This is a genomic window from Nocardia sp. NPDC006982 (assembly GCF_042869435.1).
Taxonomy (GTDB): domain Bacteria; phylum Actinomycetota; class Actinomycetes; order Mycobacteriales; family Mycobacteriaceae; genus Nocardia.
In genome coordinates, this window is the sequence record NZ_JBIAFV010000003.1 from 547,621 (window position 1) to 560,586 (window position 12,966).

At 66.5% G+C, this 12,966-nt stretch carries 16 protein-coding genes; 4 read left to right on the forward strand and 12 right to left on the reverse strand.

Features of this window, described 5'->3' with window-relative positions; genetic code table 11:
• Positions 1–300: 300 nt before the first annotated feature.
• The 3 genes from ACFYOW_RS15905 to ACFYOW_RS15915 all read right to left on the reverse strand — a co-directional run bounded on the left by ACFYOW_RS15905 (position 301) and on the right by ACFYOW_RS15915 (position 2,739).
• Positions 301–657 carry a hypothetical protein gene (locus tag ACFYOW_RS15905; RefSeq protein ID WP_387288433.1) on the reverse strand — a complete coding sequence of 119 codons (357 nt, stop codon included), beginning with the start codon at positions 655–657 and terminating at the stop codon, positions 301–303.
• 626 nt (positions 658–1,283) lie between these two features.
• Complete coding sequence (locus ACFYOW_RS15910) at positions 1,284–1,568, reverse strand: hypothetical protein (protein WP_387288435.1); 285 nt, start codon at positions 1,566–1,568, stop codon at positions 1,284–1,286.
• A gap of 361 nt (positions 1,569–1,929) precedes the next feature.
• Complete coding sequence (locus ACFYOW_RS15915) at positions 1,930–2,739, reverse strand: ester cyclase (RefSeq protein WP_387288437.1); 810 nt, start codon at positions 2,737–2,739, stop codon at positions 1,930–1,932.
• Positions 2,740–2,875: 136 nt separating this feature from the next.
• On the opposite strand from ACFYOW_RS15915, the gene ACFYOW_RS15920 reads away from it, so the two are divergent.
• The gene (locus tag ACFYOW_RS15920; protein WP_387288832.1) at positions 2,876–2,959 is read left to right on the forward strand and encodes a hypothetical protein; all 84 of its coding nucleotides are present in this window, start codon (positions 2,876–2,878) and stop codon (positions 2,957–2,959) included.
• Here ACFYOW_RS15920 and ACFYOW_RS15925 read toward each other — a convergent pair.
• The 9 genes from ACFYOW_RS15925 to ACFYOW_RS15965 form a co-directional block, all read right to left on the reverse strand.
• Positions 2,921–3,112 (reverse strand): hypothetical protein, encoded by a 192-nt coding sequence (locus ACFYOW_RS15925; protein WP_387288439.1) that lies wholly within the window; start codon positions 3,110–3,112, stop codon positions 2,921–2,923. The genes ACFYOW_RS15920 and ACFYOW_RS15925 overlap by 39 nt on opposite strands.
• Before the next feature lie 316 nt (positions 3,113–3,428).
• A complete protein-coding gene (locus ACFYOW_RS15930) occupies positions 3,429–4,589 on the reverse strand; it encodes an acyl-CoA dehydrogenase family protein (protein ID WP_387288440.1) in 1,161 nt (386 codons plus the stop codon).
• A complete protein-coding gene (locus tag ACFYOW_RS15935) occupies positions 4,586–4,900 on the reverse strand; it encodes an acetyl-CoA carboxylase biotin carboxyl carrier protein subunit (RefSeq protein ID WP_387288442.1) in 315 nt (104 codons plus the stop codon). Before ACFYOW_RS15935 ends, ACFYOW_RS15930 begins: the two co-directional genes overlap by 4 nt.
• Positions 4,788–5,033 carry a hypothetical protein gene (locus ACFYOW_RS15940; RefSeq protein WP_387288856.1) on the reverse strand — a complete coding sequence of 82 codons (246 nt, stop codon included), beginning with the start codon at positions 5,031–5,033 and terminating at the stop codon, positions 4,788–4,790. Before ACFYOW_RS15940 ends, ACFYOW_RS15935 begins: the two co-directional genes overlap by 113 nt.
• A gap of 17 nt (positions 5,034–5,050) precedes the next feature.
• Positions 5,051–6,079 (reverse strand): 4-hydroxy-2-oxovalerate aldolase, encoded by a 1,029-nt coding sequence (gene dmpG / locus ACFYOW_RS15945; protein WP_387288444.1) that lies wholly within the window; start codon positions 6,077–6,079, stop codon positions 5,051–5,053.
• On the reverse strand, positions 6,076–7,056 hold the full coding sequence (locus ACFYOW_RS15950; RefSeq protein WP_387288445.1) for an acetaldehyde dehydrogenase (acetylating): 981 nt from the start codon (positions 7,054–7,056) through the stop codon (positions 6,076–6,078). The genes dmpG and ACFYOW_RS15950 overlap by 4 nt, the downstream gene beginning before the upstream one ends.
• Complete coding sequence (locus tag ACFYOW_RS15955) at positions 7,053–7,865, reverse strand: 2-keto-4-pentenoate hydratase (protein ID WP_387288447.1); 813 nt, start codon at positions 7,863–7,865, stop codon at positions 7,053–7,055. The genes ACFYOW_RS15950 and ACFYOW_RS15955 overlap by 4 nt, the downstream gene beginning before the upstream one ends.
• A gap of 26 nt (positions 7,866–7,891) precedes the next feature.
• Positions 7,892–8,830 carry a 3-carboxyethylcatechol 2,3-dioxygenase gene (locus ACFYOW_RS15960; RefSeq protein WP_387288449.1) on the reverse strand — a complete coding sequence of 313 codons (939 nt, stop codon included), beginning with the start codon at positions 8,828–8,830 and terminating at the stop codon, positions 7,892–7,894.
• A 34-nt stretch (positions 8,831–8,864) separates the two neighbouring features.
• Positions 8,865–9,848 (reverse strand): zinc-binding dehydrogenase, encoded by a 984-nt coding sequence (locus ACFYOW_RS15965; RefSeq protein ID WP_387288451.1) that lies wholly within the window; start codon positions 9,846–9,848, stop codon positions 8,865–8,867.
• A 164-nt stretch (positions 9,849–10,012) separates the two neighbouring features.
• Between ACFYOW_RS15965 and ACFYOW_RS15970 the strand changes: the two genes are divergently transcribed.
• From ACFYOW_RS15970 to ACFYOW_RS15980, 3 genes are read left to right on the forward strand one after another with little or no spacing between them, the layout of a single operon-like run.
• Positions 10,013–11,371, forward strand: a complete 1,359-nt coding sequence (locus ACFYOW_RS15970; RefSeq protein ID WP_387288453.1) for an aromatic ring-hydroxylating dioxygenase subunit alpha — start codon at positions 10,013–10,015, stop codon at positions 11,369–11,371.
• Positions 11,368–11,706, forward strand: a complete 339-nt coding sequence (locus ACFYOW_RS15975) for a non-heme iron oxygenase ferredoxin subunit (RefSeq protein ID WP_327100384.1) — start codon at positions 11,368–11,370, stop codon at positions 11,704–11,706. The genes ACFYOW_RS15970 and ACFYOW_RS15975 overlap by 4 nt, the downstream gene beginning before the upstream one ends.
• A complete protein-coding gene (locus ACFYOW_RS15980; protein ID WP_387288455.1) occupies positions 11,703–12,917 on the forward strand; it encodes an NAD(P)/FAD-dependent oxidoreductase in 1,215 nt (404 codons plus the stop codon). Before ACFYOW_RS15975 ends, ACFYOW_RS15980 begins: the two co-directional genes overlap by 4 nt.
• Positions 12,918–12,966: the final 49 nt, after the last annotated feature.

Consider the following 12,966-nt stretch of genomic DNA (forward strand, 5'->3'; position numbering starts at 1 on the left):
AACCAGCGCATCGCTCGCCTTGGCCGGCACTTGGCCGTAGTCAACGCCGGTGCCGGCTTGCGGACCCGGATACCGTCCAGTGCGGGATCAGTCGTCGTCACTGAGGCCGTGGCCGGGCGCTATGACCGCGGTTTCCTGGCGAATTTCAGCGCGGTGCCAGCGGTTTTCAGCCATGACATGCTGGTGAAATTCGGCGCGATGTCTGCCACTCGGAGATACACCGTCGGTGCCTTCGCACCGACGGACCGGGCATTCATAGCGGCCGGATCATGCTGTACGGCAGAGACATTGGTGCTGTCCTCATGCTGCGTAAGCTATTGGTGTCTGGATGCGCTCCGCTGAGCCCGCGCTGGAATTAGTCGGCATCGACCCTGTCCGATTTCGGGGGTCGGCTGGGTTTCGCCAGGAAACCCGCTGGGATTCACCAGCGAATCCAGGGTAGAGGCCGATTCGACGCTGAACGAAGTCGCCGGGCTTGGGGATTTCGCTCTCGTGGGCGACGAACACCCAGCAGGTGGAGAAGATCTTGTCCAGTTCGGCCCCGAAGACCGCTTCGTTGTTGAAGATCTCCGCGGGAACAAGATCGTCGCCGAGGGCTGCCTCTACCCGATTGAGGATGGGAGCGACACTGGTCGACTCCGGAATGGTGGCTGTCATGGGGCTCCTTTGCCTCATTCGCGCTCGCCTCGGTCAGGCCCGCTCGTGCCGACGCCGCACACGGCACCTGTGCTCGCGGCAGACGGGAAGTGTAGGAGTGATCGGGCATAGCGGGAAACGGTTCCTGTCAAAAGGGTCGCATTGATTGCGTCGATGGAATCCGTTCGCGCACGGACGTTGGGTTCACGTCTGTGCAAGGCGGAAGCGCGAGCGCAACCGCGATAACGTTCGCGGGTCGGTACCTTCGGACAGCGGTGCAGACGCCCCAAAGCCACAGGTGAGGGCGTGCAGGCGCCGGCGGAGCCACCTGTGCCCCGAGTCGTCGTCGAGGCGCCTGGTCCAGAGCATGGACTCGTTGAGTGGGTTCAGCTTTGAGTGCTCATTTCGGACTCCGTGCCAGACGTCCTGCCATGGCCAGGCTTCGGGTAGGCGCCAGGTGATCTCGTCACGTCCGGTGCGGGCGGGACGAGCGGCGACGGCGATCAGTTCGGTGCGGATGGTGGCGCCGCGGGCCTTCGCATGGCGGGCCGAGGCCAGTGCCCCAGTGCTCGGGTCAGCGTGTGCGCGGTGACCGCGCGCTGGACCCAGGCGGCATTGGCGTTGAACGCGGCCAGGGGCAGGTGGGCCTACGGGCCGTCGATCAGGTCGGCGAAGACCTGCTCAACGACGGCGTGGCCGCGGTGGTCGGGCTCGGCGCGGAGGAGTGGGAACGGGCTGTCGGTGAACAGCGCGTGATACCGGTAGGTGGCGAACAGCTCGCCCGCGCCCTGCGCGGCGGCCTTGCGGTTCAGCCGCTTCACCCGCCGCACGATCAGGTTGCCGTCGGTGCGGTGCGCGGCCTTGGAGACGAACGGTGCAAGGCACTTCGGCGATCTCGGCGTCGGAAATCCAGGTGTCGGTGGCTTCGTCATGAATGGCGTTGGGGTAGTTGATCGCGGTCCATGCGTCGTCGGCGATGCCGGTGATCGCGTGTTTGACCTTGGGATCCATCCGCACGGTGACCGAGAAGTGTGCCCCGTTGCGGCGGCACGCGGCCACGAACGCCCCGGCGAAGTAGGCGCGCACCACGATCGTGCCCGTCGCGCCGGCCTGGCGGGCGGTGCTGATGGCTTCGGCCACCTGGCCGCGCCCCGGGCGGCGCCGGCGGCGTGGACACGGTGGCCGCCAGCACCTTCAGCCCGCACACCAGCAGCGACTTAGCTCGATCTTGGCGTGGCCGAACGCCGCGCCGTGCTTCGTGCCGCCCGACCACCCGCCGTTGAAGGCGGTCGCTTACACCTCCGACGTCTGCGCAGTGATCCCCAACTGGTGCATCACGCTGAAGCCGCCCAGGACCTCGCACACCGTCGAAATGCTCGCAATGGACGCACCGGAGAATCGAATACGGTCGACGGTACGAGCTGCGAAGTGCCTGCCGGTCGGCGGAACCCCGGCGAACTCACCCCGCCAGGTTCCTGACCCAAGCAGGAAGCACACTACCTCGTCCTCGCGGCTGATCTGGTCGGTAACGGAGATTGTGAGATCAGGGAAGGCGGTGCAGATCCCTTGCAACATCGAAATGATCTTGTCGCGCCCCTCGATCGGGCTTTCATGTTCAAAGACGACATCCGGGGCGAGCAGGTTTGTCAGTGTTTCGAAATCCCGCCGATTGACCGCGGCAAAGTATTCCTTCGCGACAGCATCCACCTTCGCGACTGCATCCGTTGAAGTCACAAGCTTCTCCTCACGATTGTTGTGTCGACGCCGCACGCGGCGCCGTTGCTCGCGGTTGTACAGTGAGCGTAGGAGCGCTCGGGCGTAGCGGGAAACGGTTCGTGTCAATAGGCTCGCATTGATTTCGTCGATGAGATCAGCTCGCGCATGGACGCTGGGTTCACGTCTGCGCAGGGCGGTCGCGACAACGTTCACGGGTCGGTACCGGGTTCGTACCGCGACGCGCGGGCTGTGCAGCAGGGCCAGCTCGGCGGCGATCCAACCGGCATCGTAGGCTCGAGCAGGCGCAGGTCGGCCGCGCGCTCGGCCCGACGGGCGATCAGCCGCGGAAGCAGCGTGATCAACCGCGTGTCGCGCCTGCCCGTGCATCGGCAACGTCCGCGCACAACGACTCCGGGGTAAGGGCTTGTGCACGGACCACAGGTCGCCCAAGGTCTGCCGGCGCCTATCCAAGATTGGCGGTTCTCGCTGACGGGTGCTCAACGTCGTAGACGACATCGGCGACATGGTGGCCTTCCTGGCGTCCAACAAGGCTCGGAACATCACCGGATCAGCGTTCAACGTCGACGGTGGCCTCATGTTGTCCTGACAACGTCGCGAGCGCGTTCTGGGTGGCTTCGGAGATCGCGGATTCCTCCGGCAGCCACGACGAAAACGCCTTGCCGGTGGGGAAATTCGCGCGCTTGCGGCGTTGGCGACGGGTCGCGGAGTTGCGGCCGGAGACTTCCTCGTTGAGCAGCACCCGCACCACTTCGGCGGAATCCCAGCGTTGCGCGGGCGGTCGCGAGCACGTCGGGTGCGGCCTTGCGCAGATAGGGCAGCCGCATCCGGCGGCAGGTCGCGTCCAACTCGTCAGGCGGCGTTGGGGCTTTCGGATGCGTCATGCGCCGAACCTCCCCCAATTGCTGGTGCCGGGCTGGACCGAGTGCGCCTCGTCGGCGCGCACGGCATCGGAAAGACTGGAGAACTTGGCCTGGTGATCGAGGATCGCGGCCAGATCGCCGTCGTCGAAGCGGCCTGCGACCGCGGCGGCGGGGTCCGCGTCGATAGCCCTTCCCTCAGTAGCTCTTCGGCAGACCGAGGCTGTGCTGGGACACGAAGTTGAGGATCATCTCGCGGCTGATCGGCGCGACACGGGCTATGCGCACGACACCGAGCATCGAGGCGAGGCCGACATCGGCGGTCAGACCCGAACCGCCGAAGGTCTGCACGGCGGTGTCCAGTGCGGCGATACTCGCTTCCGCCGCCGCGTATTTGCCCATATTCGCGGCCTCCGCCGCCCCGGACTCGTCACCGGCGTCGTAGAGGCTCGCGGCCTTCTGCATCATCAGTTTGGCGAGTTCGAGTTCGATCTTGGCTTTGGCCAGCGGATGCGCGATGCCCTGGTGCGCGCCGATCGGGGTCTTCCACACCTGGCGCTGCTTCGCGTACTCGACCGCCCGCGCGATCGCGTATCGGCCCAGGCCGACGGCGAGAGCCGAGCCCATGATCCGCTCGGGATTCAGGCCCGCGAACAGCTGCGCGATCGCGGCGTCCTCCGCGCCGACGAGGGTGTCGGCGGGCAGGCGCAGCTCGTCGAAGAACAGGGTGAACTGGTTGTTCGGTTCCGCGAAGTCCATGTCCTGCTTGGTCTTCACCAGGCCGGGCGTGTCGGTGGGCACGATGAACAGGGCCGGTTTGAGGTTGCCGGTCTTGTTGTCGGCCGTGCGCGCGACGACCAGGATGGCGTCGGCCTCGTCGACGCCGGAGATGAAGATCTTGCGGCCGTTGAGGATCCAGTCGGAGCCGTCGCGGGTGGCGGTCGTGATGATCTTGTGCGAGTTGCTGCCCGCGTCGGGCTCGGTGATGCCGAAGGCCATCTTCGCCGAGCCGTCGGCCATGCGCGGCAACCAGTTCGCGCGCTGGGCGTCGGTGCCGTAGCGGGTGATGATGGTGCCGCAGATGGCGGGCGAGACGATCATCAGCAGCAGGCTCGCGCCCTGGGCCGACAGTTCCTCGAGCACCAGCGACAGCTCGTAGATGCCCGCCCCGCCGCCGCCGTATTCCTCGGGCAGATTCAGCCCGACGAAGCCGAGGCCGGCCGCTTCCTTCCACAGCTCGTCGAGGGGCTCACCGGCCTGGGTCTTGGGCCGCACGTAGTCGATGTAGTTGTACTTCTGCGCGAGCTTGGCTACGGTCGCCCGCAGCGCCTTCTGCTCGTCCGATTCGATGAAACTCATGGCTGTTCCTCCACCACGGCCAGCACGGTGCCGACCTCTACCTGTTGTCCGGCAATCACATTCAGTTCCGTGAGCACGCCCGAGGCGGGCGCGGCGATGGTGTGCTCCCTCTTCATCGCCTCCAGCCATGGGATCGGCTGACCCTGGGTCACTTCCGGCCCGGCGTCCACGCCGACTATCGAGACGGCCATCTCTCGCTCAGATCGCGGACCAGCTCGGCGTCGCCCACACCACGGTGATGACCGAGATCGACGAGACCACTCGTGGCAGCAGCCCCGCACGTCTTGCCGCGCCGTGGTTGCCTCGGCCATGTCGGCTCTCCTTGATTCGTTGTTGATCTGCGCAGTCGTGGGCCCAGGTGAACAGCGCGTTCATCCTGGGTGGGAACAGGGTCAGGGTGGCGATGGCCCACCCCGGCCAGGAGTGGGGGGCGGGGTGGGCCATCGGTGTTAGTCGGGAGGTCAGCTGCCGGGCGTGAGCTGCTTTTCACCGACGAGATCGAGGGCGATATCGACGATCATGTCTTCCTGGCCGCCGACGAGCCGTCGACGACCGACCTCCAGGAGCAGGGTCCGAGCGTCGACGCCGTAGCGCTGGGCGGCCAGCTCGGCGTGGCGGAGGAACGAGGAGTACACACCGCCGTAGCCGAGGGTGAGGGTTTCGCGGTCGACCTGGACCGGTCGGTCACGGAGCGGGCGCACGAGGTCGTCGGCGGCGTCCTGCAGGGCGAAGAGATCGCAGTTGTGTTGCCAGCCTTTGATATTCGCGACCGCGATGAAAGGTTCGATCGGGCAGTTTCCCGCACCGGCCCCCTGACCGGCGAGGGAGGCGTCGACGCGAGTGACGCCCTCTTCCACGGCAACGGCGCTGTTGGCCACCGACAGCGACAGGTTTTCGTGGGCGTGGATGCCGATCTGGGTGCCGGCGTCGAGTACGTCGCGATAGGCGCGGATGCGCTCCCGCACGTCGTCCATTGTCAGTCGGCCACCGGAGTCGGTGACGTAGACGCATTGTGCGCCATACGATTCCATCAGCTTGGCCTGGGTCGCCAGCTCCTTCGGCTCGGCCATATGACTCATCATCAGGAATCCGGACACGTCCATGCCGAGTTCCCGGGCGGTGCCGATGTGCTGGGCGGAGATGTCGGCCTCGGTGCAGTGGGTGGCGATCCGCACCGATCGCACGCCCAGGTCGTGGGCGCGCTTCAGTTCCGCGATGGTGCCGATGCCGGGCAGCAGCAGGGTGGTGAGCACGGCGTCGCCGATGTTGGCGGCGGCGGCCTCGATCCATTCCCAGTCGGTGTGGCTGCCGGGGCCGTAGTTGACCGAGCCGCCCGCGAGCCCGTCACCGTGGGCGACTTCGATGGCGTCGACGCCTGCGGCGGCCAGCGCCGCCACGATGCGGCCGACGTCAGCGGGGTCGATGCGGTGACGGATGGCATGCATGCCGTCACGGAGGGTGACGTCTTGGATGTAGAGCTGGCGGGTCATCGTGCAGCCTCCGTGGCGAGACGCGAATCAGCGTCGGCGGCAGTTGTTTTGCGTCGAGCGATGGACTCCGCGACGCGCAGCGCCGCGGAGGTCATGATGTCGAGGTTCCCGGCGTAGGCGGGCAGGTAGTGGGCCGCGCCTTCGACTTCGAGGAACACCGAAACCCGAGTGGTCACCGGCCCCGCACCGGCGGGCACCAAGGTGTTGACCGGCTCGTCCGCCGGAATCGGTGTGAACTGGACTTCCTGCTTGAGCCGGTAACCGGGCACGTATTGGGATACCCGGTCAGCCATTTCAGCGATCGAGGCCCGGATCGCGTTGTGGTCGGCGTCGCCGATGAGGCAGAAGACGGTGTCACGCATGATCAGCGGCGGTTCGGCTGGATTCAGGATGATAATCGCTTTGCCGCGCGCCGCTCCGCCGACGGATTCGATGGCGTGGGAGGTGGTTTCGGTGAATTCGTCGATGTTCGCGCGGGTGCCGGGCCCGGCGGATCTCGACGAGATGGAAGCGACGATTTCCGCATAGTGCACCGGCGTGACAGCGGAGACTGCCGCGACCATGGGGATCGTCGCCTGTCCGCCGCAGGTGACCATGTTGACATTGCTCACCCCGGCGTCGAGGTGCTCGTCCAGGTTGACAGGTGGCACCACGAACGGGCCGATCGCGGCCGGGGTGAGGTCGATCAATGTCTTGCCGTACGGCGCAAGCTTTTTCGCGTTCGCGATGTGCGCCTTGGCCGAGGTCGCATCGAACACGATCTCGATGTCGTCGAAGCCGGGCAGGCTGGTCAGCCCGTCGACCCCCTCGTGGGTCGCGGGCACCTTCAGGCGCTTGGCCCGGGCCAGGCCATCCGATTCGGGGTCGATGCCGACCATCGCCCCCATTTCGAGGGTGTCGGACAGGCGCAGGATCTTGATCATCAGGTCGGTGCCGATATTGCCGGAGCCGATGATGGCCACCTTGGTCTTGGTCATTGCCCCTCCTTCGGGGAGAACGTGGCGGACACCGAACCGAGCGGGCCGATGTCGGCGCGGATGCGGGTGCCGGGCGGGGCGGGCACCATGGGGCCGAGCGCACCGGAGAGGATGATCTGCCCGGCTCGCAAGGGGTTTCCGTACTCGCGGGCGGTGCGAGCCAACCAGGCCAGGGCGTTGAGCGGGTCGCCGAGGCATGCCGCGCCGGTCCCCTCGGACACGAGTGCGTCGTCGGCGTACATCCGCATGGTCACTTCGCGCGGGGTGAACTCGTCCAACGTGAGCGGCTTCTCGGCCAGCACGAACAGTCCGCTGGAAGCGTTGTCGGCCACGGTGTCGCTGATGGTGATGTCCCAGTCCGCGATGCGGGAGTCCACGATCTCGAGCGCGGCCACCGCGTAGTCCACCGCGGCGCGGATCTGTGCGTCGTCCAGTTCGCCTTCGGCCAGATCCGATTTCAGCACGAAGGCGACCTCGGCCTCCGCCTTCGGCTGCAGCAGCTTCCGCGAAGGAATCTCGGCCGCACCGGAGACGTCCATGTCGGCGAGCAGCACGCCGAAGTCCGGCTGGTCGACACCGAGCTGCTGTTGCACCGCGGGAGATGTGAGTCCGATCTTCCGGCCGACGACGATACTGCCTGCCGCTTCACGGCGGCGAATCAGCTCTTCTTGAACGGCGTAGGCGAGTGCGATGTCGCCTACGCCGATCAGGTCACGCACCGGCGGGACCGGCCGCAGTTCACGGATCGCGCCGGTGATGCGGTCGGCAGCCAATCCGACGATGTTCGCGTCGATTTCGGTTGTGCTCATGGTGGTTTCACGTCCTTCCGATGGCTTCATCGCCGCCGTGCCGTCGTTACCGCGAAGCCGGCGATCCACGCCGGAATCGCCTCGTAGAAGCGGTGATTCATCTCGTACTCGCCACCGGCGGCGAGGGCCGCGTACGCCGCGATCCAGGTACGCACTTCGTGTGCGGAGCCGCCACCGTGCTCTGCCATGCCCTCCACGGTCCAGTCGTCGAATTCCGCGAGGGCGCCGGTTTGGAGCACGTCGAGCAGGTGATTGTCCCAATCCGGATTGATCGGGATCATCGTCGAGGTTCCGGCGACGTAGTCACGGCCTGCCTGCACGACTCGTTCCTCGCCCTTGGCACGCTGGACCGGCGTGGGCGGATGGCCTTCGATGAGTGCGTCGGCCACGCGCGGTGGTGCGCCTTCCAGCACCGGCACGGGCGGATCATGGGAAAGCCCGCCGGAGGCCAGGTACAGCACCCGGAAGTCGAGCTCGTTGGCCGTGTCGCCGATGGCGGTGCCCAGGGCCCGGATCCGGTGCACCGGACCCAGCGGCGTCGCCACCCCGTTGACGAACACCGGTACGACCGGCACCTCGGCGATTCCGCCGAACAGCATCTCCAACGGCTGGACGAAGCCGTGGTCGACGGTCATTCTCGACGACACGGTCAGATCGATGCCCCGATCGAGCACCCCTCGCGCGATGAGCTCGGCAGCACTGGAGTCCACTGACAGCGGCCCGGCGGTGGTGCCGAAATCGCCGACCGCGTGTGCCTCGGTGGCCAGGCAGAACGGCGGCATCTCCTTGTAGAAGAAGCCGTTGTAATGGTCGGGCGCGAAGAGCACCACAAGTTCCGGATCGAATGCCTGGATGAATTCCCTTGCGGCCGTGATGGCCTCGCCGACGCGGGCTAGTACATCCGGCTCGGGGTCGTTCTTGCCGATGAGTGGCGAATGGGACAGCCCCACAGCTGCTGCGGTCATGAGTGGTACCTCGGAGGTGAGTAGTGCCGGGCGGTCAATGCGCCGTAGCGGGAGGATTGATGACGACCTTGCCGGTGAGCTCGCCGTCGATCATGAGCTGGAAGCCCTTGTGAATATCGGTGAGCGGGAACGTCCGATCGATGACGGGGCGCACGCCGGTGGACTCCATCATGCGCAGCATGGATACCAATTCACCTCGGGTGCAGCCCGTGGAACCGAGAATGCGCTGCTGCAGATAGAAGATCCGGGCGAGATCGGCCGGCGGCTGGGCACCGCTGGTCGCCCCGGCAACGACGACCGCTCCGCCGGGCCGCAATGAGCGCGACGAGTGCTCCCACGTCGCCGCGCCAACGGTCTCGATGACAACGTCGACCTTTTCGGGCAGCCGCTCACCGCTCGGGAGAGCCGCGTGTGCACCCCACGTCAGAGCCTCGCGCCGCTTCGCGGCGCTGCGGCTGGTCGCGTAGACCACGGCACCCGCACCGACGGCGAGTTTGATTGCAGCAGAGGCGACTCCCCCGCCGGCACCCTGCACGAGCACCCGGTCCCCCGCGCGAATGCCCGCCTTGGTGAACAACATCCGGTATGCGGTCGTCCACGCGACGGGCAGACAAGCCGCCTCCTCGAAGGACAGCCACGTCGGCTTCGGCACGAGGTTGCGTGTCGGAACGGTGAGGAATTCGGCGAACGTGCCGTCGTGAAGTTCCGACATCAACGCACGGTTCGGGTCCAGCGTTTCGTCGCCATCGCCCGCGTCCGGATCAGCGATCACCGGGTGGACGATCACTTCGTTGCCGGCGGCGTCGTAACCCGCCGCATCACAGCCGAGGATGATGGGCAGCCGTTCGGGTGGATGGCCGACACCGCGCAGTGTCCATAGATCGTGCATGTTCAGCGATGTCGCCACCACGCGGACGAGCGTCCACCCGGGCTTCGGGATCGGGACGGGAATATCGCGCACTACCAATCCTGAGAGCGGATCGGTAGCACTCTGTGCGATTGCCTGTGCTGCGAGCATGCCAGCCACAGTCGCGTGCGAGGCACGTCGCTTCATAGCGCGCGTGCCGTCCAATGGAACGAGGTGGGAGGATCCGACTTCACGGCTATCGCGCCCGGACGCATGTGCCGCCCTGCGGAACGTGCGGTGGAGATCGGCCCGGCCCGACCGCTTCCCTGGTACACATGACCTCCACCATCGAACCCGCCACCGGCCGCGGAGCCGCATGTGCCACACCGTGTGGCGCATTGCGCCGCCCGGCCGCGCTGGTCCGCAACATCGATGTCTCGGGGCTGGTCGACAGCGACACCGGCCTGCTGGATCGGGCCATATTCACGGATGAGCAGTTGTACCGGCAGGAGCTGAGGCGCGTCTTCGCTCCGAACTGGCTGTTCCTCGCGCACATCGACCAGTTCCACAAACCGGGCGATTTCTTCACCACCTACATGGGCGAGGACCCGGTCATCGTCACGATGGACAAGGACCGGCGCATCCGCGCCTACCTGAATTCCTGCCGCCACCGCGGTGCCCGTGTCTGCCGCGCCGATGAAGGGGCGACCCGCAACTTCACCTGCACCTATCACGGCTGGGCCTACGATCTCGACGGCAAGCTCGTCTCCATTCCGAACAAGGACGGCTATCCGGAATCGTTCGACACCGCCGACTGGGGCTTGGTCGAGGTGCCGCACGTAGAGACCTACCGCGGGCTGATCTTCGGCACCTGGAACCCACAGCCGGCATCGCTGCGCGACTATCTGGGCGATATGGCCTGGTACCTGGACGCCATGCTCGACCACGACGACGAAGGCACCGTGGTCGTCGGCGGCGTGCACAAATGGGTGCTGGAGGGCAACTGGAAGCTCGCTGCGGAGCAGTTCGCCACCGACTGGTATCACGTCAACATGAGCCACGCCTCGGCGCTACAGGTGCTGGCGCCCAACAAGAACCCCAAGTCCGAGATCGTGCACCGCACCGGCCGACAGTTCGTCGACCCCCAGGGGCACGGGCACGGCTTCCCGGTGCACCCGAAAAACCGGTTCAACGCCCAGAAGGTCCACGAGTGGATCGACTACGCGGCCCTGCGCGAGCGGCTCGGCGACGCCCGGGTGGAGGGCCCGCTCACCGATGGCCATGCCACGGTCTTCCCGAACTTCTCCTACCTGCCGGTGATCGGCACCATTCGCGTCTGGCATCCCAAGGGGCCCGACCGGATGGAGGTGTGGTCCTGGACCGTGGTCGACAAGTCTATGCCGCCGGAAGTCCGTGAGGCACAGCGGCTGTACAACCTGCGAACCTTCGGCCCCAGCGGCATCTTCGAACAGGACGACGGCGAGAACTGGAGCGAGGTGCAGGCGATCTCGCACGGCTTCATCACCAACTCGGTGCCCCTGAACTACCAGATGGGGATCGGCTCCGAGCGAGAGGATGGCCGCCACCCCGGCACCACCAGCGAACTGTACAGCGACGCGGCTGGCCGGGCCTTCTACGGCCGCTGGCGCGACCTGATGAACACCCCGGCCTGGCACGAGAGGGAAACCCGATGAGCAGCAATGGAATCCGCGTCGCGGCATTGGACGAGATTCCGGTGGGCGAGGGTATCGCGATTGGCAAGGCCGTCACCGGCACCGACGACGACGTCGCGCTCCTGCGCGACGACGATGGCAGCGTCTACGCCCTCGATGACACCTGCCCGCACGAGATCGCGTCCCTCGCCGAAGGCTGGGTGGAGGGCGGATTCGTGGAATGCCCAATGCATTCGAGCAAGTTCTGTCTGAAAAGCGGCGAGGTGCAATGCCTCCCAGCTACCCGGGATGCGCGTCCGCACCGCGTCGAAGTCCGCGACGGCGAGGTCTACCTGTTCCCGAACGAGGCGCCATGATCGGCAGCGTCGTGATCGTCGGCGGCGGCATCGCGGGTGTCAGTACCGCCGCCTCACTCCGCACAGGGGGATTCGTCGGCGACGTCACCATCGTGGACACCGGTGAGTTTCCCTATGACCGGCCGCCGCTGTCCAAGGACTTCCTCAGCGGTGCCAAACAGCTCACCGAGATCGCATTGCAAACGCCGCAGTGGTATGACGACAACAAGATTCGACTAATTCCAGCAAGCAAGGTCACCGCATTGCACGCTTCCACCGGTGAGGTGGAGCTGTTCGACGGCACGGCGATCACCGCCGACCGGGTCGTGCTCGCCACCGGCGGCAGTGCCACTCGTCCCCCGATTCCAGGCAGCACCAGCACCCGGGTACACGTGCTGCGCACAGCCGACGACGCGACGCGGCTGCGAGCCGCCTTGACGCCCGGCGCCCGGGTGCTGGTTGTCGGCGCGGGTTTGATCGGGGCCGAAGTCGCCTCCACCGCAGTCGATCTCGGATGCGAGGTCACACTCGTAGATCCGGTCCGCCCGCCATTGACGTTAGCCGTCGGCGCCGAGATCGCCCAATGGATGCATGAGCAGCACAGCGCCCGCGGTATCCGCACCATATCTGCCGGTGTGCAGACGTTGCGCGACAACGCTTCCGGCATCGAGGCACTGCTGACCGGAACCGACCGAACCGACAACTTCGACGTGGTCGTCCTCGGTGTAGGTATGACACCCGAGACCAGGCTCGCAGAGGCCGCCGGACTGGACGTCGACCGGGGCATCGTCGTCGACCACACGCAGACCACCTCCAATCCCGCAGTGCTCGCGGTCGGCGACCCCGCCCGCACCCGCCGCGACGGGGACCTGTCGCCACGCACCGAGCATTGGGAAGCCGCACAGCGTGACGGTCAGCGCGCTGCGGCGACCATCCTCGGCATCGCCGCGCCGGCCGACAGTGCCTCATGGTTCTGGACCGACCGCCACCACCGGCACATCGAGGTTGTCGGCGCGCTGGGCGGAGCCGAGCGCACCGTACTGCGCGGCGCACTCGGCGATCCCGCTTTCGCTGCCTTCGGCCTGGTCGGTGACCAGATCGTCGGTGCGGTCGGTGTCGACGATTCCGCGGCCGTCCGTGCGGCGCGCCGCCTCATCGATCGCGGAATCGCCGTGGATCCGGACCGGCTCGCGGACTCGTCGGTCGGGCTTCGAACACTACTGCGCGGATGATGTGCCGTCCTGCGGCACAACGGCTTCGACGGTCTCCTGAAGAAGGGAT